General features: G+C 40.8%; 13 protein-coding genes and 1 riboswitch. Of the genes, 12 read left to right on the top strand and 1 reads right to left on the bottom strand.

Annotated elements, in window-relative coordinates; genetic code table 11:
- The first annotated feature begins 24 nt into the window (after nt 1–24).
- From rsmH to DL92_RS0109595, 6 genes are all read left to right on the top strand, one after another.
- A complete protein-coding gene (rsmH, locus tag DL92_RS0109620; RefSeq protein ID WP_026667530.1) occupies nt 25–1,080 on the top strand; it encodes a 16S rRNA (cytosine(1402)-N(4))-methyltransferase RsmH in 1,056 nt (351 codons plus the stop codon).
- Nucleotides 1,081–1,098: 18 nt separating this feature from the next.
- Nucleotides 1,099–1,833, top strand: a complete 735-nt coding sequence (surE, locus tag DL92_RS0109615) for a 5'/3'-nucleotidase SurE (protein WP_026655360.1) — start codon at nt 1,099–1,101, stop codon at nt 1,831–1,833.
- 75 nt (nt 1,834–1,908) lie between these two features.
- A complete protein-coding gene (locus DL92_RS18875; RefSeq protein WP_051625289.1) occupies nt 1,909–3,594 on the top strand; it encodes a putative bifunctional diguanylate cyclase/phosphodiesterase in 1,686 nt (561 codons plus the stop codon).
- A gap of 313 nt (nt 3,595–3,907) precedes the next feature.
- Complete coding sequence (locus tag DL92_RS0109605; RefSeq protein ID WP_197027250.1) at nt 3,908–5,896, top strand: M13 family metallopeptidase; 1,989 nt, start codon at nt 3,908–3,910, stop codon at nt 5,894–5,896.
- Nucleotides 5,862–8,417: an ABC transporter permease gene (locus tag DL92_RS0109600; protein ID WP_026667528.1), complete on the top strand. Its 2,556-nt coding sequence runs from the start codon at nt 5,862–5,864 to the stop codon at nt 8,415–8,417. Before DL92_RS0109605 ends, DL92_RS0109600 begins: the two co-directional genes overlap by 35 nt.
- Before the next feature lie 17 nt (nt 8,418–8,434).
- Nucleotides 8,435–9,109 (top strand): ABC transporter ATP-binding protein, encoded by a 675-nt coding sequence (locus DL92_RS0109595; protein WP_026655356.1) that lies wholly within the window; start codon nt 8,435–8,437, stop codon nt 9,107–9,109.
- A 9-nt stretch (nt 9,110–9,118) separates the two neighbouring features.
- Here DL92_RS0109595 and DL92_RS0109590 read toward each other — a convergent pair whose 3' ends face one another.
- Nucleotides 9,119–10,129 (bottom strand): tRNA dihydrouridine synthase, encoded by a 1,011-nt coding sequence (locus DL92_RS0109590; protein WP_026667527.1) that lies wholly within the window; start codon nt 10,127–10,129, stop codon nt 9,119–9,121.
- A 92-nt stretch (nt 10,130–10,221) separates the two neighbouring features.
- On the opposite strand from DL92_RS0109590, the gene epsC reads away from it, so the two are divergent.
- From epsC to DL92_RS0109560, 6 genes are all read left to right on the top strand, one after another.
- The gene (gene epsC, locus DL92_RS0109585) at nt 10,222–11,121 is read left to right on the top strand and encodes a serine O-acetyltransferase EpsC (RefSeq protein WP_051198911.1); all 900 of its coding nucleotides are present in this window, start codon (nt 10,222–10,224) and stop codon (nt 11,119–11,121) included.
- 408 nt (nt 11,122–11,529) lie between these two features.
- Complete coding sequence (locus tag DL92_RS0109580; protein WP_026667526.1) at nt 11,530–12,840, top strand: flagellar hook protein FlgE; 1,311 nt, start codon at nt 11,530–11,532, stop codon at nt 12,838–12,840.
- Nucleotides 12,841–13,058: 218 nt separating this feature from the next.
- A riboswitch (cyclic di-GMP riboswitch) is annotated at nt 13,059–13,144 on the top strand.
- A 310-nt stretch (nt 13,145–13,454) separates the two neighbouring features.
- Nucleotides 13,455–14,168, top strand: coding sequence for a hypothetical protein (locus DL92_RS18870; protein ID WP_034462022.1), 714 nt, complete (start codon nt 13,455–13,457; stop codon nt 14,166–14,168).
- A gap of 8 nt (nt 14,169–14,176) precedes the next feature.
- On the top strand, nt 14,177–14,788 hold the full coding sequence (gene lepB, locus DL92_RS0109570) for a signal peptidase I (protein WP_051198912.1): 612 nt from the start codon (nt 14,177–14,179) through the stop codon (nt 14,786–14,788).
- A 55-nt stretch (nt 14,789–14,843) separates the two neighbouring features.
- Nucleotides 14,844–19,478, top strand: a complete 4,635-nt coding sequence (locus tag DL92_RS0109565) for a hypothetical protein (protein ID WP_026667525.1) — start codon at nt 14,844–14,846, stop codon at nt 19,476–19,478.
- A gap of 138 nt (nt 19,479–19,616) precedes the next feature.
- A complete protein-coding gene (locus DL92_RS0109560) occupies nt 19,617–21,065 on the top strand; it encodes a SpaH/EbpB family LPXTG-anchored major pilin (RefSeq protein WP_026667524.1) in 1,449 nt (482 codons plus the stop codon).
- The last annotated feature ends 27 nt before the right edge of the window (nt 21,066–21,092 follow it).

The following is a 21,092-nucleotide window of genomic DNA, read 5'->3' as shown; positions in this document are numbered from 1 at the left end:
GCAAATACACCAAAATCACAGCGAATGGAGAAGAGTGTGGAAGAAAAGCAGCATAAGAGAAGAGTTCGTTATTCGGGAAAATATCCCAAGAAGTTTGAAGAGAAGTACAAGGAGCACAATCCGGAGAAGTACAAGGATGTGGTGGAGCATGTAATATCCAAGGGTTCGACGCCTGCGGGGATGCATATTTCCATTATGGTAAAAGAAATCTTGGATTTCTTGCAGATAGAGCCGGGACAGCAGGGGCTTGATTGTACGCTTGGGTACGGCGGACATACTTCAAAGATGCTTGAAAAACTGCAGGGGAAAGGCTGTATCTACGGACTTGATATCGATCCGATAGAATCGAAGAAGACTGTAGAGAGGCTCAGAAACGCAGGATATGGAGAGGATGTATTCAAGTTCAGGCAGATGAACTTTGAGAATATAGATAAAGTGTGTGATGAAGCCGGAAAGTTTGATTTTGTTCTGGCAGATCTTGGAGTGTCTTCCATGCAGATAGATAACCCTGAAAGGGGCTTTTCTTACAAGATTGACGGGCCTCTTGATCTTAGGCTCAATCCGGACAGCGGAGAATCGGCAGCTGAGCGCCTTCACAACATAACCAAAGAAGAGTTTGTGGGTATGCTTGTAGAGAACTCAGATGAACCTTATGCGGAAGAGATTGCGGAAAAAGTTTTTTCGCTAATGAAAAAAGGCAATCCCATGGATACGACAACCGCGCTTCGTGAGGCGATAGAAGCGGCGCTTTGGAAGGTTCCTAAAGAGGAAAAAGCGGTAACGATAAAAAAGAGTTGCGCCAGAGTTTTTCAGGCGCTCAGAATAGATGTAAACAGTGAATTTGAAGTGCTGTATTCTTTTCTTGATAAGCTTCCGTCAATACTTAACGAGGGCGGAAGAGTGGCGATACTTACGTTTCATTCGGGAGAAGACAGGCTTGTTAAGAAGTCTTTTAAAGAGCATAAAAAAGCCGGCATATACAGCGAGATATCAGAAGATGTGATAAGGCCGTCCGCGGAGGAGTGCAGGATAAATCCCAGAAGCAAATCCACCAAGATGAGATGGGCTGTAAGGAACTGATAGTGGAGAAAGGACAGAATGACTAGAAGGATTCTCATAACCAATGATGACGGAATAAAGTCCGAGGGACTTTTAAGACTTGTAAAAGAGGCGGTAAAATTCGGGGAAGTATGGATCGTGGCTCCTGAAAGCGAGAGGAGTGCGGCATCTCACAGTATAACCCTTAGGCATGCGATAGATATATTCCCTGTGGAATATCCTGTTGATGGCGAACATGAAGTTCATGCATACTCATGTAGCGGAACTCCGGGGGATTGCGTAAGACTCGGTTGCACAACTATAGTTCCCGGCGGGCCTACGGTGGTACTTTGCGGAATAAACTTTGGGTACAATGTTGCCTCGGATATTCAGTATTCGGCTACATGCGGATCGGCTTTTGAGGCTGAGTTTCAGGGTGTTTCCGCAATCGCTTTTTCCGAAGGCGCAGGCGAATGTCACGAAGTATCCGACAAATATCTCTACGAGATCTTAGAAAAACTCATAGATACAGAATTTGTTCCCGGAAAGATTTATAACGTTAACTTCCCGTTCTGTCCACTATCAGAGTGTAAAGGCATTCTCTATGACCGCGAAGTGTCGCGCGGCATGGTCTATAAGGACGGATACAAAGAAGTTGAGAAACTAGAGAACGGCGGAGCCAGATACATGGTGGACGGCGTGTTTACGCCCGAAGCAGAAGATGGCACCGACTACAGAGCGGTTCTTGACAATTATGTGTCTGTCGGAACAGTTATGAACGTTGGAAATATATAATCTTTATCAGAATTAATTATCGGTGTTTCTGTTTTTTGCTGGAATAAATTATCAGAATATTATAAAATTTAAAATATGAATACTGAAAAAATCTTTGGTAAAAATGCATATTTTTATAATAAAGAATCAGATCCTGAAGAACTTCTTAAACTTATTTCTTATGGTGTTCAGCAAGATGATAACGGGTATATATTCCTCGATAACAACGGAAAATGCGTCTATGCAAACAGAAAAGCCTATAGCATGTTTTATGTCATGGAAGATCTGGATCTTTTGTATGAGGCATTTGAAGCGTGGAAAAGGTCTCTTGGTATAGAGGCGGATGCTACGACCTGGTGCAGGATCTATAATTCTACGGGAAAAGAGCGCCTTTATCGCGTAAGATTTAGAAGGGTTCACGATGAGAGCGGCAAGATCATAGGAAGTGTCTACTCTATTCAGAATATTTCCGATTCGCTTGAGGGCGAGTACGGTGAGCAGTACAGGCTTACGCATGACGATCTCACACAGCTTTATAACAAAGAGGGATTTATCGGGGCTGTAAGAAATCTTTTCCAGAATTCGCCCGAGGAAAGGCAGTTTGTACTTGTTTATTCCAATATCAGAGACTTTAAGCTTATAAATCAGCTCTTTGGAATAGACAAAGGAAATGATATCCTTGTAAACATCGCGGATGCCATATCGCAGAGAGTCAGAGAAGAAGATGTTTACGGAAGAATAAACGGTGATCAGTTTGCTCTTTGCCTGCCGAAGGAGAGATTCGATGAGGCAAGCTTTAAGAGTGCTGTAAAAGAAGTCACCAACCGCCTTACGAGCACGTCTTATTCCGTGCATATCCAGCTTGGAGTGTATGAGATAAGAGACAAGGATATGGATGTTTCGCTCATGTGCGACAGGGCATACATGGCGTGCAAATCGATCACCAAGGACGGAGTATGCGAGATAGCGTGGTACAGCGATGATATGCTTATCAACGCTCTTTTGGAAAAAGAAATCCTTTCAAGCTTTGATTTTGCCATTATCAACAGGCAGTTCGGAATATACCTTCAGCCACAGGTTTACGCCGACGGAAAACTGTTTGGCGCTGAGGCGCTTGCAAGATGGATACATCCGGAGAATGGTATCATCCAGCCGGGAGTTTTTATAACTGTTCTTGAAAAGGCTGATCTTATATACAAGCTTGACAGATATATATGGGAACTTGCGGCTAAACAGCTCGATTACTGGAAAGGAACCGAGATGGAAGGTGTATCCATATCGGTGAACGTTTCGCCAAAGGACCTTTACTACATCGATATAAGGGAAGAATTCAATAATCTTGTAAAAGAATATGACATCAATCCCCGCCATTTCAATATAGAGATTACGGAGACTGCTGTGACCACAGATGTTTCCAAGTGTGCCGATCTTATCCTGGGACTTCAGAAAGATGGCTTTGTGGTCGAGATTGACGATTTTGGAAGCGGATATTCATCTCTTAATATGTTAAAAGACATAAATGCCAATATCCTCAAGATCGATATGGGATTTTTGAGAAAAACCGAGAATCAGAACAGGGCAAAGGTGATTCTTAACTACACGATCGACATGGCTCACGAGCTGGGAATGGGTGTTATTACGGAAGGTGTCGAAACAAAGGAACAGCTAGAGTTTCTCAAAGAGCTCGGATGCGAAATGTTCCAGGGATACTACTTCGATATGCCAATGCCGGTCGATGAATTTGAAAAGAAATTTGAAGAGAAATACAAGCGTATGAAGTGAGTCTTTGCAATTAAATATTAAAAAATGTCTGTTTTCCAATTGTTTTTGGGAAGGCAGACATTTTTTGTGTTATAGGAAAGCGTTCTTGTTTAAGGATCTTTTAAGAACTGTATCGATAATATATCACTATAGACTTCGGTACTGTCGGTGAAAAATATTTTTAATCTTAATGCATATAATTCTTGACATATTACGACGGGCGTAGTATTAATACTATGACAGTCGTACTACTTCTAGCATAGTACGATAGATAAAGTACTATCAATTAAAGATTTATCCGGATAACAAATTATTTTCAGGAAGGGAAATGAATATGAAGAAAGGAATACGAAGTCTTACAGTTGGAGTGACCATTGCATCGGCTCTGGCTTTTTCGATATTCGGAGCGGATGTTCAGGCCAAAGAAGTTGGCAATGAAGCCAACAACAGTACACAAAGTAAAGCAGCAACGAAAATTCGGCCTCAGGATGACTTTTTTGGCTATGTAAATGCAGAAGTTCTTAGGGAGGCAGATATCGATCCCAAATACGGATTTGGAGCGTTTGATGATTGCAACAAGATTGTTGATCAGAGGTTATTTGAAATCATAGATGAGATAAAAAGTGAAGAGGTTCATACTTCACCGGATGCAGATTTGATTGCAGATTATTACGATCAGATTGTATCTTATGATGCATCTGTAAGTGATGCCGATAAGGATTTTGAAAATGTAAGAAAAGAGATTGAAGGAATAAGCAACAAACAGGAATATATGGAAGTACTCGGCAAGTATAAAAGGTTATATGGAATAAGTCCTGTTCTTAATTTTGGAATAGATGGAGGCTTGATAAGGGCTGATGAATATGCTTTTTGCTTTAGTGATATTAAATCAATCTTTGAAAAAACGAATAAAGATATCGCGGAGTCTTTGGAAGGAAGATCGTACATAAGAGATCATGTAAAAGAAGTTTTGGTGAATATTGGATCCGAAAAGAAGGAAGCAGAAAAAGCAGCGGACAGATTTGCAGCATTAGCGGTGGATATAGCATATAAAAGTAAAGATATTAAAATGACATTCGACTGGTCTACCATGACAACGATAAATGCTAAGGATATGGATGAGCTTAAGTTTGATATAAAGAGTTTTGAAAAAGGCATGCAGTTGGAAAATCCATACGGTTATTGGGTTATTTCTAATAAAGAGCAGTTTGAGTATATATCAGAAAAGCTTGATGACGAGAACAATCTTGAGGTATTTAAGACATGGGCGCTTATCGAATATATAGATAAATATAACAAATTCCTGTCTGATAAATACAAGAATCTGAAAGCTGTCTACGGAGAAGAAACACAAACACCTGATATGCAGGCGAAAGAAACGATAATAAGAGATCTTCCGGATAATCTCGGAAGAATATATTCAGAAAAGTTTTATCCTGTATCAAAGGATGAAAAGGTAAAAGAAATGTGTGAGAACATAAAGGACTCATACAGAGAATTGATAGGTAATGCGGATTGGATTACGGAAGATGGAAGAACCAAGCTCCTTAATAAGCTTGAAGCCATTGAATTCACAACAGGAGGTAATTACAGCGAAACACTTATCGGGACTGAGAATCTGATCGGAAAAGATTTTTATGATACATACAAGAATATAAAAAAATATGAAGTTGAGAATACAAAAGAGTTGATAAAGCGTCCGCGTCCAAAACAGGGAGATACTATGCAGCCTCAGACAGTAAATGCGTGCTTCTGGACGGATAATGTGGTGGTTATGACTGCCGGAATTACCGAAGGAGCATTCTTTAACGAGAATAACAGTGAGTTCAGCAATCTCGGAAGACTCGGAATGGTTATTGCTCATGAAGTTGGTCATGCATTTGATTCAAATCTTATGAATTGGGATGATAAGGGAAATTACAATCCGCAGTGGCTTAATGAAACTGACAGGAAGGCGTTAAAGGAAAGAGCCGATATGTGCATTGATTATTACAACGGCTATACGATCATGGATGTATATCACGTGGACGGAGTTCAGACGCTTGGCGAAAACTATGCGGATCTGGGTGCTATAGAATGTATTTCCAATATCGCAGAAGAAAAGGAAGACTATATTGAAATGTATGAAGGATTTGCGGAGATCTGGAGAGGAATCAAAAGTGATACAGATGCTATTGCAAGCCTTCATACAGATGAACACAGTCCGCGCACTGTAAGGGTTAATGCCCCGCTGAGCTCTTGCGAGAAGTTCTATGAAGCTTATGATGTAAAAGAAGGAGACGGCATGTATGTCGCTCCTGAGAAGAGAGTCGAAAGGTGGTAACATGGGAGTTATTTTAAAACATACATTCAGAAATATATTTGCGAAGCCACTTATGACACTGGTTCTTGTGGTCAGTATTACAATATGCGCATTTGCGGGTATGATGGCTTTTGACATGAGCAATAGCCTGGAAAACATCTTTATAGGGATTTACGGTACGACGACGGGAACATCAAATGTGTTGGTTTTTGCACCTGAAAATATAGAGGAAAGCTATTTTGAAGGCCTTCCGGATTTTGAAGCAACATATGTTTCACCAAAGGATTCAAAAGTTACGGTTCGCAACAATCAGATGTATGCATATTACAATCAGAAAAATCTCAAATTATATGGTGTCAATATTGAGGATGCTTCAAAGATGAGACTTATCCCGAAGGATGTTACGCTTGGTGCGGATGATATTATCGTCAGTGAAGTTATGGCTAAAGAACTTGGCCTTAATGAGGGAGATAAGTTTAAAGTTTACGGTGATAATTATGTCGATGCAGAGTTTAATGTCAAGAAGATAGCAAAGCCAAGCGGATTACTTAATGCGGAATATGCAGCGGTTGTCACGGATGAAGGAATGGCGAGACTGTGCCATGACGGAATACCAAAACATCAATTTGTATATATTAAGGTTTTGGATAAGTCCAAGGTTAGTGAATTTTGTAATGCGATGGAAGAGAGGTTCCCCAATTATGATGTGGATGATCTTATAGGAGGAAAGTCAACTCAGGATCAGATAAAAACAATCAGTAATGTATTTAAAGTCCTTTTCCTCATAACTCTTATGCTTGTTATTGTCGTAACGGTTACGCTTTCGGAAAGAATAATGCGTGACAGAATGTCGACGATTGGAACTTTAAGAAGCCTTGGAGTGTCTCCGAATCTTACGGCCAGAATTATTCTTATCGAGAACATGTTTTACGGGGTGTTCGGTGGATTGATCGGAACAGGATTATATGCGGCTTCGAGAGATAGCATATTTAACGCCGTATTTACGGTAGACGGTCCGGGTATGGAAACTGTCATGGATCTTGGAAATGTATCTGTTCCCATTATGATCGCAGTAATTATCGGCGCCGTCATAGTGGAAATGCTCTGTCCGCTCAGGGAACTTCTTAAATCTACCGGTATGGCTATAAGAGATATAATTTTTGACAATAAGGATACGGAATACAAATACAAAAAGAAAACTAAGATCATATCGATCATATGCGCTGCATTAGCTTTTACAATGATAGTTCCGGCGCTTACTGTATTTAAAGACAATGCATTACTCGGCATTTTTGGGTTCGTATTTTTGGTGCTTTCTCTTTTGGGCGGATATCCGTTCATACTCAGAATGGTGTCAAAGATTATAGAAAAGATCAGTCAAAAGAGTGGCAATCCGGTACTCGGACTTGCTGCAACGAATCTTAGAACCAATAAGACTTCGATTGGAAGCTCTAAACTTGCATTTGTTGCAACAAGTTTATGTCTGGTACTGTTTATACTTATCACTTCACAAAAAAACATGGCTGAATTGCCTCCGGCTGATGCCGATGTTATCCTCAGAGGTCTTTCGGAAAGCGTTGATTCATATGATTATATTGAAGAGCTTGATGGAGTAAGCAAAGTTGAATTTGATTATTCCAGAAGTGACAAAATACTTGTCGGAAATGAGAAGATAGAAGACTATCTTGAGAATAAATACAATAGGAAATTCGACGATGAATTTGAAAAAGTAAGTATATTGGGAGCTGAAGGAGCCCCTGAGCTTAATCAAGGATATAGCGGCCTTCCGGATGTGATAAATAGCGATGAAATATATGTAGCCAAGAAAATTGCAAAAGATCTGAAGCTTAAAGTCGGAGACAGCGCGGATATATTGCTGGATGCGGAGGGGATTATTCCGTACAGAGGAACTTTCAAAGTTGCGGGAATTATTGATTCTGCAAGGGCGGACGGTTCCAATAAAACAATAGTGCTGCCTTTGGATTTATATAAAAAGATCTACTTTAACAGGCCGGCAAGTGCTTATGTAAAGACGGAAAATCCGGAAAAAACGGCTGAATTTATAAAAAGCTATTCATCCAGCACAATAGAAAAAATTAATACTATGGATGAATATATAGAAGAGATTAAGAATCTGTATGCCGGTGAGCTGGCACTTCTCTACATGATAATACTTATCGGAGTTTCTTTGTCACTTATTGGAATATATTGTAATCAGATCGTGGGATTTGAGAGCAGAAAGAGAGAAAGTGCTGTTCTTGTTTCAACCTCTATGAGCAAGGGGACACTTGTTAGGCTTTTCTTTGAAGAGACGATGTTATCGGGACTTATTGCAGTTGCTCTCGGAGTAAGTATAGGTCTTGTGGAAACAGTGATCATTTTTAATGCTATGAAGGCAATAATGGAGATGAAGCTTTTTATTAATGCAGGACAGACCGCAATTTTCATAGTAGGTATATTTATCACATTCAGCATCACGATATTAAAGACGATGAAAGATATAAAGAAAATGAAGATAGCGGAACAGTTAAAGTACGAATAGACAAGGAGCATGAAGAGATGAAGAATATAATCGAAGTAAAAAACGTAAAAAAGGAGTTTGGATCAGCGAAGACCGTTAGTACCAAGGTGCTTGACGGAGTTAATATGGAAGTAAAAGAAGGGGAATTTGTATCACTTATGGGTGCTTCGGGAAGCGGTAAATCAACTCTTCTTTATCTGATCGGCGGCTTGGACAGAGAGTTTGCCGGAGATATATCCGTGTGCGGAAAGAGCATATCGAATATCAATGAGAAAGAGCTTTCCGAGATAAGACTTAATGATATCGGATTTATATTCCAGTTCTATAACCTTGTGCAGAATCTCAATGTTGAAGATAATATAATGCTTCCGCAGCTTGTAGCAGGAAAGAGCCGTGCAAGTCTTAAGAGGAAGCTTGATGATATCCTGAATATAGTAGGCCTTACGGAAAAGAGAAAACAATACCCTTCAAAGCTCTCCGGTGGCCAGCAGCAGAGGGTTGCGATAGCAAGAGCTGTTATGGGCGACCCCAAGCTTATTCTTGCAGACGAGGCTACCGGAAATCTTGATAAGAAGTCCGGAGCCGAGGTCATGGAGCTGTTTAGAAGGATAAATAAAGAGAAAGGGATCAGCATTCTTCAAGTCACACACTCGGAGAAGTGTGCGGAATACGGAGACAGAATAGTCTGGCTTGATTCCGGAAAGACTGTATAAAGGTTCTTATTATATAAAATTGCAGCTTGCAAAGATATTGCGGACCGCAGCGAGGTATTCGCCCTTGCTGCGGGCTTTTCTTATTGCTTTTAAATACTTGTCGCAGTTTTCAAAGTGGGTATGAATAAATGCCCAGTGCTCAAGGAGTTTAAAGATAACGTTCCTGTCTTCTGGGATGTATTCCTCATATCCTGCGTAGAGTCTTGTCAGATAGTCTTTCAGTTCTGTGGCTGAAAGTGTTTCTCCGCCTGTCAGTTCTCTTGCAAGCGCCGGATTTTCCAAAATTCCTCTTCCAAGCATCATTGAGCTTACTTCATCTGCGACACCTTCTTTTTCCATAAAAGATAAAGTGTTTTCATAGTCTTTTTTGGAAAAGATGTTTCCGTTGTAGCATATGGGAGCCTTACCACCGCATTCTCTGTATCTTTTTATGCTGTTGCAGAATGCATCGAGACGGGGAGCGTTCTTATAAAAGTCGTCTTTTACCCTTGCGTGGACAGTCAATTCGGTTATTGGGTATTTGGCGTATATTTCCATTAGCCTTGCGGACTCGCTTTCGTCGGTTATTCCAAGTCTTGTCTTTAAGGAGATATCAATATCTTTTAATTCAGGTGTATTTTCTTTTGCCTCAAATATATCTGACAACATTGAATCAAGATAGTCGGGATCAGCCAAAAGGCCTGCGCCCTTGTGCCTGTTTACAACGGTTGAAGCGGGACATCCGAGGTTGAGGTTGAGCTCTTTGTACCCGAGCTGAGCTATCTCTTTTGCTGCCCAGAGGAAAGTTTCCGAATTGCCCGACATTATCTGAACAACCAAGGAAGAATCCTGTTCTTCGAAGAAAGGCTTGTTGTGTACGGGGAGGATGTCATTTTTTTCCCTGTTCTTAAAATGTTTACTCTTTACTGCTGTGACAAAAGGGGAGTAGTACTTGGAAACAGAGCCCGAGAACATGTCTTTATGGATGTTTCTCAGAGGGTACATTGTTATGCTTTCCATTGGTGCAAAATAAAAATTCATTGATATTCTCCTAAAAAATTCCTAATTTCTCGATTATTATGGTATTATATGGTTTGAGCGTCAAGCGAATAATATCATTTCGGAGAATTGCTATGGATTACAATTATAAGTATGACAAAGAAAACATGAAAAGCGGAATCGGTGATATTGTTAATCTGATTCTCGAGGATTATAAAAACGGCAGAGACATTGACAATATGGATATCTACAATCAGCCGGACAGAGATGCTGTAAAAGATATCGTCATAAAGCTCATAAGGATCATTTATCCGGGATACTACAGGGATAAGGTGTATAAGAGCTACAGCGACGCTAACAGGATCTCGATTGTCATCGAGGATGTCATCTATAATATGAACAAGCAGATAGCTATTGCATTCAGACATAGCGACAGCTACAGGGATGCCAGTGATGAGACGCTTGAGTGTGGAGCCAGGAAGATCACGCATGAATTTTTTGAAAAGATTCCCAAGATAAGAGAGTACCTTGATACCGATGTTCAGGCTTGCTATTCGGGAGATCCTGCGGCATACAGTAAAGAAGAGATAATTCTTTCGTATCCGGGGCTTTTTGCAACGTCTATAAACAGGATCGCGCATGAGCTTTATCTTCTTAAGGTGCCGCTTATTCCCAGAATGATGACGGAGTATGCACATTCGAAGACGGGAATAGACATTCATCCGGGCGCGACTATCGGCAAGTATTTCATGATTGATCACGGCACGGGCATCGTTATAGGAGAAACTTCTATAATAGGTGAACATGTTAAGATGTATCAGGGTGTTACCATAGGCGGACTTTCAACACGTGGCGGACAGGCACTTAAGGGAGTTAAAAGGCATCCCACCATTGAGGATGATGTTACGATTTACGCCGGAGCTTCAATACTCGGAGGCGATACGATAATCGGAGAGGGAAGTGTTATCGGTGCCAATGCGTTTATTACGGCTTCTGTTCCGGCTAACAGCAGGATTAGTATGAAAAATGGCTGATGTTTCGTGCAGTTGTTACAGAATATGACTATATATTAAATAAGACTTTTGCTCAGTGATCTACATACCTTGAAAGGGTGAAAAATGTAGATGCCATCGGGGCGGAGGTCTTATTTTTTTATAAAAAACTATTGAATTGTTACAGCATGAGTGATAATATTTTAATATATGTTAATAAAGTATTTCGAATGGGTATGCAGTACTATGCCAATGAGGAATGTTTATCATGTTCGAAAGGGGTGATCAATGGAAAAGAAAGTAATTTGATTTTATGAGCACAAGAACACAGTCATTGTTGAAAAAATTCTTTTACTTTTTTTATTTTGCTCTAAAGGAAATAAAAAAAGCATCCGATAAAGTAAATAGCAGGTAGTGGATAATGCAACGTGACTTGGAGGTATGTGTTCTATGATGAGATCACTTTGGTCAGGTGTTTCCGGACTAACAACCCATCAATTGGAAATGGATGTTATTGGCAATAATATTGCCAATGTCAATACAACAGCATATAAATCACAGGCAACGGGTTTTTCTGACGTTCTTTATCAGACTGTAAAGAACGGAACCGGAGCGGGAGATAACGTTGCGACTACAAATGCTGCTCAGATAGGACTTGGATCGAAGGTTTCCTCAATTTATACAAACATCTCGAAGTCGGGCTCGATGCAGGCTACGGGAAATGCCTTCGATATGATGATCACAGGAGATGCATTCTTTGTGATAAGTCCTGACAACCAGACCAGGAATTTTAGCAGGGACGGTGCGTTTACGATCGATGCGCAGGGAAGTCTCGTAACCCAGAATAACGGATATTATGTTATGGGTGTAATGGGTGAAGACGGAATCAGACCGGGAGCAAATGTGACGAGACTTGATCTTATTACTGATGCAACTAAGACGATAGGCGGAACTGCAACATCCGCATCATATTTCAGAGGGAATATTGATAGTCTTGACGGCACTTTCGATGAGGCAGACGGCAAGAACGTCAGACTTGAAGTATTCGGCAATGACGGAAGAACTTATACTCTTAAGTTTAAGCTGACAAACGGAGGAGACGACGCAGACAATACTTATTCGCTTTCTCTTGCGTCAGTACAGGACGATGAGGGTAATCTTCTTCAAAACACTACAGATACCAATATCAATCTTGTTTACAGCAAGGGTTCGGGAGAGCTTATAAGTGCAGGGGGCAACGAAAACGGAATCGTGACCATGTCATTCGGAGGCGGAGCTTCGATGATTGGACCTCTCAATATAGACTTTTCAAATACGACAAACTATGCAGGCACAACTGCATCTCACAACTCTACAATTTATGCGTATAAGGGAGATGTGAGAGGGTTAAATGTCGGATATGCAAACGGAAGTATGACCGGAATGTCCATTACGGACAACGGATCGGTGTTTGCAAAGTATTCCAACGGACAGACTGTAAAGATCGCACAGATAGCTGTTGCGGAATTCAACAATGCCATGGGACTTGAGAAGGTTGGCGACAATCTTTATGCGGAATCCCTTAATTCGGGACAGGCGCAGATTGTGGATGTTACTGCCGACGGAGGGTATATGACATCCGGAGTGCTCGAATCCAGTAACGTAGATTTATCGAAAGAGTTTACTGATATGATTACGACACAGAGAGGTTTCCAGGCTAACAGCCGTGTGATCACAACATCTGATGAGATGCTTCAGATCCTCAGAGGTCTGAAACGGTAAATTGGAAACTAAGAACTTTTTTTGCGAAAGTGAAATTTTGTAACACAGGGCTGAGCGTGGGTTCAGCCCTCTTTTTATGGAAACTGTGTTTTTTTTGTGAAAAAGTGGTTGCGTTTTAATATCCGATGGGGTATATTCATCTTACGAGATGACGAAATATAGTTTTTTTGAAAAAATTTTTTTGTGTTAGCGCTTTCGTTATAACGTGTTTAACTTAGCAAAATAAAGGGCAAAGCCGCCGGAAGGCGGTGACGCAAAACTAGAGGGTCTCAATCACGTATGTGACAGACAGCCAGTTGCTGGCGCTGGGTTAACTGCGCCAAGATGAAGACCGAGCTGCACTTTTACAGACGGTCTAATTTTATGCAAGTTACGGTACGGATTTTGTTCAAGGATGAACCATCGTAGTATTTTTGCGATGCGTACTATGGAAACGTAATTTCATCGACACTGGCCTCTAGAACTTTGCGGTTGCCTGATAATTATTAAATTATTTAAGGTATCATGCGAAGACCTCAGGGTTGGATGCACGATATCTTAATTTATTATATTTACGTTGCAACCGATAACTTGTATGAGATTCCTCAACAATAGCAAGAGTATAGGGACAGAGAATGGCAGAGGTCAATTTAAAAAAACTAAGCAGAGCGGAACTTTTGGAGATGATGATCAACTTCTCGGAAGAGGCCGACGAAGCTAAGAGGCGTGAACAAGAAATTAAAGAAGAAGTCGAGAAAGAGAAGCAACAACTTCTTAAGGAACTTGCGGAAGAAAGAAGTAACCTGTTAAAGAGTTTCGACGAAGAAAAGGCACAGATGAGAGCCAAGTTCAATGAACAAAAGAATCAGATGCAGGAGAAGTTCGACAAGGACATAACCGGTCTGAAAGCAAGGCTCGCCAGAGAAAAAGCGGAGTTACAACAACAGGTTGACGATGCACTTGAGAAGATTGAAAACTCGCAGTCACTCGCCGAAGCGTCCATTCAGTTGGGCGGCATTATGGAAGCAGCTCAGAGAGCAGCCAACATCTATGTTGATAATGTTAAAAAGAATGCGGAAGCTGAGTACAAAGAGCTTATGAAGGGCATTAAAGAAAGCAAGCTCAGAATGGCAATGTACGAGAAGACGCAGATGGAAAACATAGATGCAAAGGTCAATCAAGCTGTGGAAAAGGCAGTTGCACAAAGATTGTCTCGTACAGGTTCCATTGAAAGAGCCCGGACACATGAAGAAGCTTACACCGGAACATTGGGCAGACCGATGACACGTGGTGAAGCATACTCAGGCGCAATAGAAAAGCCTAGGATATATAAAAGAGAAAAAGACTGAGAGCACAGATGGGTAAACAAAAGAAAGAACAGGCAAATCCTTTGCAGGAGCAGCAGGAGCAGGTTAAGCCTTCTCTGGATCAGTTAAAAAGCGAACTGAAAAGGGAAAACAGCAAAAAGGAATACAAGAAAGTGCTGAGAAATACGTTGATAGTAGTCGTTGTAGTCGCGGCACTTGCGGTACTTGTTTCCAGCTTTTTCATAGCAGTATTAAAAGTAACAGGAGATAGTATGACGCCGACACTGGAAACCGGAGATCTGGTGGTAGCTTATACTAGAACATCATTCGAACCCGGAGAGCTGATAGCTTTTTACTACAACAACAAAGTTCTGGTAAAAAGAGTCGTGGGTTCACCCGGAGATTGGATCAATCTCGACGCAGACGGCAATGTATCTGTAAATGGGGAATTACTTGATGAGCCGTATGTAGAAAAGAGTTTTGAACCGACTGACCTGACATTTCCATATCAGGTTCCGGAAAACAGGTATTTTGTACTTGGAGATCACAGAAGTGCTTCGATTGATTCACGAAGCAGCGTGGTCGGATGTGTAACCAAGGAACAACTTATCGGGAAAGTTGTGTTTAGAGTTTATCCGTTCAGCAAATTCGGAGGACTGTAAGCAAAAAATGTAACTAGCAGACAATAATGGGTAAAAGGGTAAGAGGATAAGAGATATGCGCAAAGATTATGAACACCGCGCAGAAAACTACATCAAAAAGCATCAGAATTACAAGAAATGGCTTGCTTTTGTTTTATGCGTTGCAATCATTACAGGTTCTATCACATTGTATGTGCTTAACAAACCTGCTGCTGCGATGACTGAAGAGGGAGCACAGTCAGTTGGTCTTGTAATGGAAACGGCTGATGACGATTTTGAGAGCGGTTTGATCGAAGAGATGAATCAGGAGAGCGAAGACAGCGGGGACGACGCCGATGCCGGTGATGAATCTGGCGACGGTGATGGCAACAGTAACGCTGAAGAAGTTACTGTTGAGGAAAACGCTACTCCCGAGGATGAGAATAACTCTGATGATTCCATTGTGGAGAATAAGGACGACAGTGAAGAGAAGAAAGCTGAAGAGGAAAAGACCGATGAAGCTGACAAAGAAAACACTGTTGAGTCTGCTGCTTCTAATGGAACAACCGTTAAAGAAGAGGAAGAATCTGATTTAGCTTCTACTGCATCAACAGAAGCATCGGACGCTGCAAGTACGGCATCATCTGAGATGTCTACCGAAGCATCAACAGAAGCATCTTCAATTGAATCCCTGGAAGATTACAAAGATGTGATCGTAACAGTAAAATATGTGGATTCACATGATAAAGAGATTGCGGAATCAAAAGAACTTTCTATCACAGACTCCTTTGATATCAAGAAGGATGCTAAGAATTTTGAGGGCTATTTCTTTAACAAAGCGGTTATCGGTGATGACGAGATCGTGAAAGTTGAGAAAGAGACCAAAGAGTTTGCTGCATCTGCTAACAGCGAAGAGAATAAGGACAGCGCTTCACTTCTTACCGATGTAAAAGACGGAACAGTTGAACATTATATATATAAAGTAACAACTGCTGACGGCGAAGTAAGAGAGCTTGAAGAAGATACAGAGCTTGATCTTGTATACTATCCTGCAAATACAAAGACAGAGTTTGTATACTCGGATGGTGATGCAAAGGTTAAGGTTGTACTTACTAAGCCTGATGTATTCCCTGAGGGAATTGAGCTTACAGTTACAGAAGTTGAACGCAATACAAAGGGATATAATTACGATGCTTATCTTGCCGCACTTAACAGCAAGGCAGGTGAGATTGCCGGTGATGGCGGAGAAGAAGACGCAGCGGCTGTAGAATTTGATGAGAAGAATACTGTACTTCTGGATATTGCATTCCTGCTTGACAATGTAGAGTACGATCTTACAGATGGAACAGCTTCTGTTTCGATTGAGTATACAAACAACAAGATCTCAGCAGATCTTGATACAGACAATTCAGAGGAAGTTACTATAGTACACCTTCCTCTTACAGATGAAGTAAAAGAGAAATTTGATTCAACAAGTGAAGCTACAAGTATTTCAGCCAATGATATTCAAGTAGAAGTTTTTGATGACGGAAAAGTCGATCTTGGCGATTCAAGTGATAACGTTTCATTCCAGACTGATTCATTCTGTGTTTTCGGTGTTATAAAGAGTGCAAACGGACGTTCCTGGGTGGGAACAAAGGACTATTCCGCAAACGAGATCATAGATATGCTCGGTGATTCTACATACTTCGGTGTCGTTGCGAACGACTACGACGGATGTAATAACCACAGTGAAGCAAACATAGCCGTTAAGAATATTAAAAATGTTCAAGACTATACAATTGGTAACTCGACACAGACATATCAGAAAATTGGCGATTATAAGATTACGGTTAATAAAGTTGTAAATGGTGCAAAGAAGACAGGAAAGTTCTTCTTCGCGGTATATCAGGATGCTGAAGGAACCAGAAAGATTCAGGGAAGCGACTTTAGTATTACAACAGGTGCTGACGGAAAGGGATCTTATACTTTAGATTACAAGCACCTTGGACAGAATTCTCCCAGATTGTATGTCTTTGAGCTTGACAAAGAAGGCGGAAAGCCGGTAAAGAACAATGAAAAGTATGGATCGTATACTGTTACTTACGGCGCTAACGGATTTGATGGCTTAAATGACAGTATGGCGTTATATACCGACAACTTTGTTGAGAATATCGGCGGCAGAACAAGAGAACAGATTGGAAGACTGATCCAGCATATTGACGGAGCAACAATTTATTATAAGAAGTCCGGCGGAGCGTACGGATGTGTTACTTACGATCATCGTGCAAGTAGCGGAAGCCAGTATCTGGAATATACCTTTAACGGAGAGTTCCCTGTTAATATTGACAATTTACTTTCAAAAGCGACGAATGCTGCAAGTGAAATTGCACTTGCTAAGTCAAACGGAAGTGTTGAAGTTGCAAACGTTATAGCAACGGATGGCGGAAACCTTTGTTCGGATCTTACAAGATATTACTTTAATAAGAATGAAGATAACTATGCTGTAAATCAGGGATTTAGTGTTGGAAGTAAGCTCCTTGTTATTAACGTAGATCTTACAAATGTTCGTTCATATACATTTAACAAGATCAAGGTTAACGGCTTGGGAACAGGTGACTGGAGTGAAGTTGCAAACCAGATAGTTCTTAACCCTGTAGTTGATAAGTGTTCACGATATGTTCCTTATGAAGGAAAGCTTAATGTAGATATTTCATCCGGAGCTCTTGTAGCACCAAAATGTACTGTTGAATGTACAGGATCATACAGTGGAACAATCATCGCAAATAGTGTTATCAAGAGATGTGAGATTCACAAGATGGTTGTCAGAAAGCATCTTAGCATGATGGCTTCAACAACAATTACAAACACAGATGCAACACGTGTTCCTGTAGAACTTAAGGTTGGAAAGCTTGTTGATGGCAAGACTCCTGAAGCAGAGGACGTATTCTCATTCACATTGAAGAAATATGATGAGAAGAACAAGGGATGGCAGACGCTTTCTAATGATATACATAATGATTTTGATAAGATCAGCTATACAATAGACGATCCTCAGTCAGTAGGTATGGAGTATGGTAAGGGCAATGTATATTACTTCATGTTTACTGAGAATGATACAACAGGTACTTATATTAAGGATACTTCGGCTCTTCTTGCAAAGGTTGAGTATGAAGAAGGCCAGGGCGATGCAGCCATTAAGGGCATTTCATATTACAAGATAAATGCAGATGAAGCTAATAAGCTTAATACAAGATTCGATAAGAAGTATTTTAAGAATGAAATAAAAGATAATATCAACTTCAACAATAAGAAGATACAGAACTTTGACCTTGGTCTTACAAAGTTCCTTAACGGAAGTCCTCTTCAGGATAACAACCTTAAGTTTAACTTCTGGGTAAGACTTGTTAAGACTGACAATAACGGATCAAGAACAGTAGAAGGCGGAGACAGAAGAAAGTATCCTGCAGCTATGAGCAGTATTACCAACAACGGAAGCAAGATTGAGTATCCTGTTGATGCTGTAGCTTGGGGACTTGAGCATGGAAATACCTACTACTTTGTATTTGGCGAAGGCTCAGCAGATGCTTCAAATACTACGCAGACTGTTCTCGATAAATCAGTTGTTGTAGCAAAGGTTGACTACTACGTTGACGGTGAAAACCTTAATAAGACATATTACAGAATCACAGACCAGGCAACAGCGGAAGCAATTCTTGCAAGTCCCGACAGCTGTGCAGGTATCGTTGATCAGTGCAATGATTCAACAGCCGTACCTGAGGATAAAGCAGGTTTCTATAACAAGTCATCGGTAAAACTTGTACTTGTTAAGAACTGGAAGCAGAATTCAACAAACGGTATCTTCGATGTAACCGTAAAGATCAAGAGACGTGTTGAAGGCGGCGAACTTGAAGATTACAAGGATGTTGTTATCAGCGCATCCGATTGCAGCGAGCATGGCGGAAAGATTAGCTCAAATGAGTATGTAATTGATGAACTTGAGACATGTGATGCAAACGGAAATAAATATGAGTACGTTGCAGAAGAGTATTACAACAACGGCTCAGAACTTGTAAGACTTAATCCTATTAAGAGTGTAACTACAGATGCTACCGGAAATGTTATTTCACAGTCTTCCGAAGCAGATGAAGCAGTAGCATCAGTAAACGGATACAAGCTTACAGATGTAACAGTAACATATGACGAAAGCGGAAATGTAAGGGTAGAACTTACAAACGATCCTTACATCAAGATCAAGAAGAGTTGGACACTTAACGGTGTAGATGTTCCTTACAACGGAACAAAGGATTTTGGAACCGTATTCGTTAACCTTTATCAGTCAAATGGTGATGGATCACCGGAGCTCGTAAGAGGACCTATAGCTCTTAGCTATGGTAGCGAGTGGACAGCTGAAGTACCTGTACCGGGTCTTGGAAGGTACTACATTGTAGAGTGCGATTCTACAGGTGCAGTTGAATACCGTCAGGCTCCTAAGATTACATACTATGCATATAACAAAGATGCACAGACCATGACCTCAACAGAGTGGACACAAGTTTACGGTGAGGGTGGAAACATTACACTCGTTGTTGCTAACGAGAGAAGTGGTAATGTACTTCCTAACTCCGGTGGAATCGGTGAGTTCCCTATTCTTGCAATAGGTCTTGGAACAGCTTTGACAGCAGTTCTTGGTGGAAGTGCATACAACATACGTAAAAAGAAAGATGAATCTGAAGAAAAAGAGGAGTCTTGAGAACTTTGAATAATTGATTTTAAGCAATATGGATTTAGAGCAGAAATGCTTTAAAACAGGTGCTCATTTGCATCGGATATATATTGAACGACATTATAAAAAAATAAACTGACACAAGATTCAAAGAAGGAGAAGAAGATGAATAGAATCAAGAAACTGATAGTAGGATTCCTTGTATCCGCGATGGTGCTTGGAATGGCAATCACAGCCTATGCGGCTGCCGGAACAATTACAATTACTAATGCAATAGCAGGACAGACATATGACGCTTACCGCGTATTTGACTTTGTACCTGCTGATGAAGCAAATGCCGATGCAGGTGGTATTTACAAGCTTGCAGCTAAGTTTTCAGGTCTTCCTTCATACACATACAGTGATGATGGAAACAGTGTAGCAATGAGTTCATTCTTCACGGTTGGTGATAATGATATCCTTGATACATCAGGACTTACTTCAGCAGAACAGGCTAAGGTTTTTGGTAAGGCTGTACTTGCTTACGCAAAGGCTAACGGAATCTCAAATGACGGTTCAACAACAGCTTCAGAAGATGGCGTAGCTACAATTTCAGTTAGTGAATATGGTTACTATGTAGTAGATTCATCACTTGGTAGTGCCGTAGCAGTTGATACAACAACTCCTAACGCAGGTATTCAGGAGAAGAACAGCGTTCCTGAAATCAGAAAGCATGTTAATACTGCTACAAATGAGTCAACAGTTTACGGTGATAAGACAGGAAATGATGCACAGATCGGTGATACAGTAGAGTTCACTGTTGAAGCAGATCTTAAGATTGGCGGTGAGAACTATGCCATCGTTGATACATTGACACCCGGACTTACACTTGTAGATGTACAGGACAGCAATGTTTCTTTCTCAGACAGTTCTCTTGGTTTCAGCATCGACAATGCTTATGTTGACGAGAACGGAAATAAGGGATTCAAGATTACATTTGAGGGTGAACCTAAGTCTGATACAACTGCAACTGTTACATATCAGGCAGTAGTTAACAAGGATGCGGTTATCGCATCTGAGGAAAACATCAACGAAGCTTTCCTCATCTATGGTAACGGAACAGAGACAACTCATGTTACAACAAAGACAATGACATATCCTCTTCAGATCAAGAAGATCGCTAGAGGTGATGCGTCAGGAAAGGTTCTTCCCGGAGCAGAATTTAAGGTATACAGAGAGAGCGGTGATACACAGCTTAAGTTCACAAAGGTTTCAGATACTGAGTACAAGGTAGATCCCGATGGATCGGTTGATGCAATCGTAACTGTTGCTGAAGCGCCTCTTACAATCTTAGGTCTTAATGCAGAGAATTATATTCTTGAAGAGACACAGGCTCCTCAGGGTTACAATCTTCTTGAGAGCACTGTAGGTAATCATAAGCATGCACAGCAGGTAACAGTAGCAACTTCTTCCAATACAGGAGCAGTTCAGACTGCAACGGTTGAGGACGGAACAGGTATTACACTCCCTCACACAGGTGGTATCGGTACAACAATCTTCTACATCATCGGTGGAATTCTTGTTGTAGCAGGTATTGCATACTTCATCGTTCGCAGAAAAGCTGACGCTGAATAATATACAAGGGATGAAAAAGTTTAATTG

Origin of the sequence: Butyrivibrio sp. AE2005, assembly GCF_000686965.1 — a bacterium.
GTDB classification, from domain to species: Bacteria; Bacillota; Clostridia; order Lachnospirales; family Lachnospiraceae; genus Butyrivibrio; species Butyrivibrio hungatei_A.
The sequence above is the reverse complement of the archived record's forward strand: the minus strand, read 5'-3'. Positions and strand labels throughout refer to the sequence as shown.

What these genes read in the sequence shown, in the direction of transcription:
- rsmH (WP_026667530.1), top strand. Translation starts at nt 25, where the DNA reads ATGGAGAAGAGTGTGGAAGAAAAGCAGCATAAGAGAAGAGTTCGTTAT.
- surE (WP_026655360.1), top strand. Translation starts at nt 1,099, where the DNA reads ATGACTAGAAGGATTCTCATAACCAATGATGACGGAATAAAGTCCGAG.
- DL92_RS18875 (WP_051625289.1), top strand. Translation starts at nt 1,909, where the DNA reads ATGAATACTGAAAAAATCTTTGGTAAAAATGCATATTTTTATAATAAA.
- DL92_RS0109605 (WP_197027250.1), top strand. Translation starts at nt 3,908, where the DNA reads ATGAAGAAAGGAATACGAAGTCTTACAGTTGGAGTGACCATTGCATCG.
- DL92_RS0109600 (WP_026667528.1), top strand. Translation starts at nt 5,862, where the DNA reads ATGTCGCTCCTGAGAAGAGAGTCGAAAGGTGGTAACATGGGAGTTATT.
- DL92_RS0109595 (WP_026655356.1), top strand. Translation starts at nt 8,435, where the DNA reads ATGAAGAATATAATCGAAGTAAAAAACGTAAAAAAGGAGTTTGGATCA.
- DL92_RS0109590 (WP_026667527.1), bottom strand. Translation starts at nt 10,129, where the DNA reads ATGAATTTTTATTTTGCACCAATGGAAAGCATAACAATGTACCCTCTG.
- epsC (WP_051198911.1), top strand. Translation starts at nt 10,222, where the DNA reads ATGGATTACAATTATAAGTATGACAAAGAAAACATGAAAAGCGGAATC.
- DL92_RS0109580 (WP_026667526.1), top strand. Translation starts at nt 11,530, where the DNA reads ATGATGAGATCACTTTGGTCAGGTGTTTCCGGACTAACAACCCATCAA.
- DL92_RS18870 (WP_034462022.1), top strand. Translation starts at nt 13,455, where the DNA reads ATGGCAGAGGTCAATTTAAAAAAACTAAGCAGAGCGGAACTTTTGGAG.
- lepB (WP_051198912.1), top strand. Translation starts at nt 14,177, where the DNA reads ATGGGTAAACAAAAGAAAGAACAGGCAAATCCTTTGCAGGAGCAGCAG.
- DL92_RS0109565 (WP_026667525.1), top strand. Translation starts at nt 14,844, where the DNA reads ATGCGCAAAGATTATGAACACCGCGCAGAAAACTACATCAAAAAGCAT.
- DL92_RS0109560 (WP_026667524.1), top strand. Translation starts at nt 19,617, where the DNA reads ATGAATAGAATCAAGAAACTGATAGTAGGATTCCTTGTATCCGCGATG.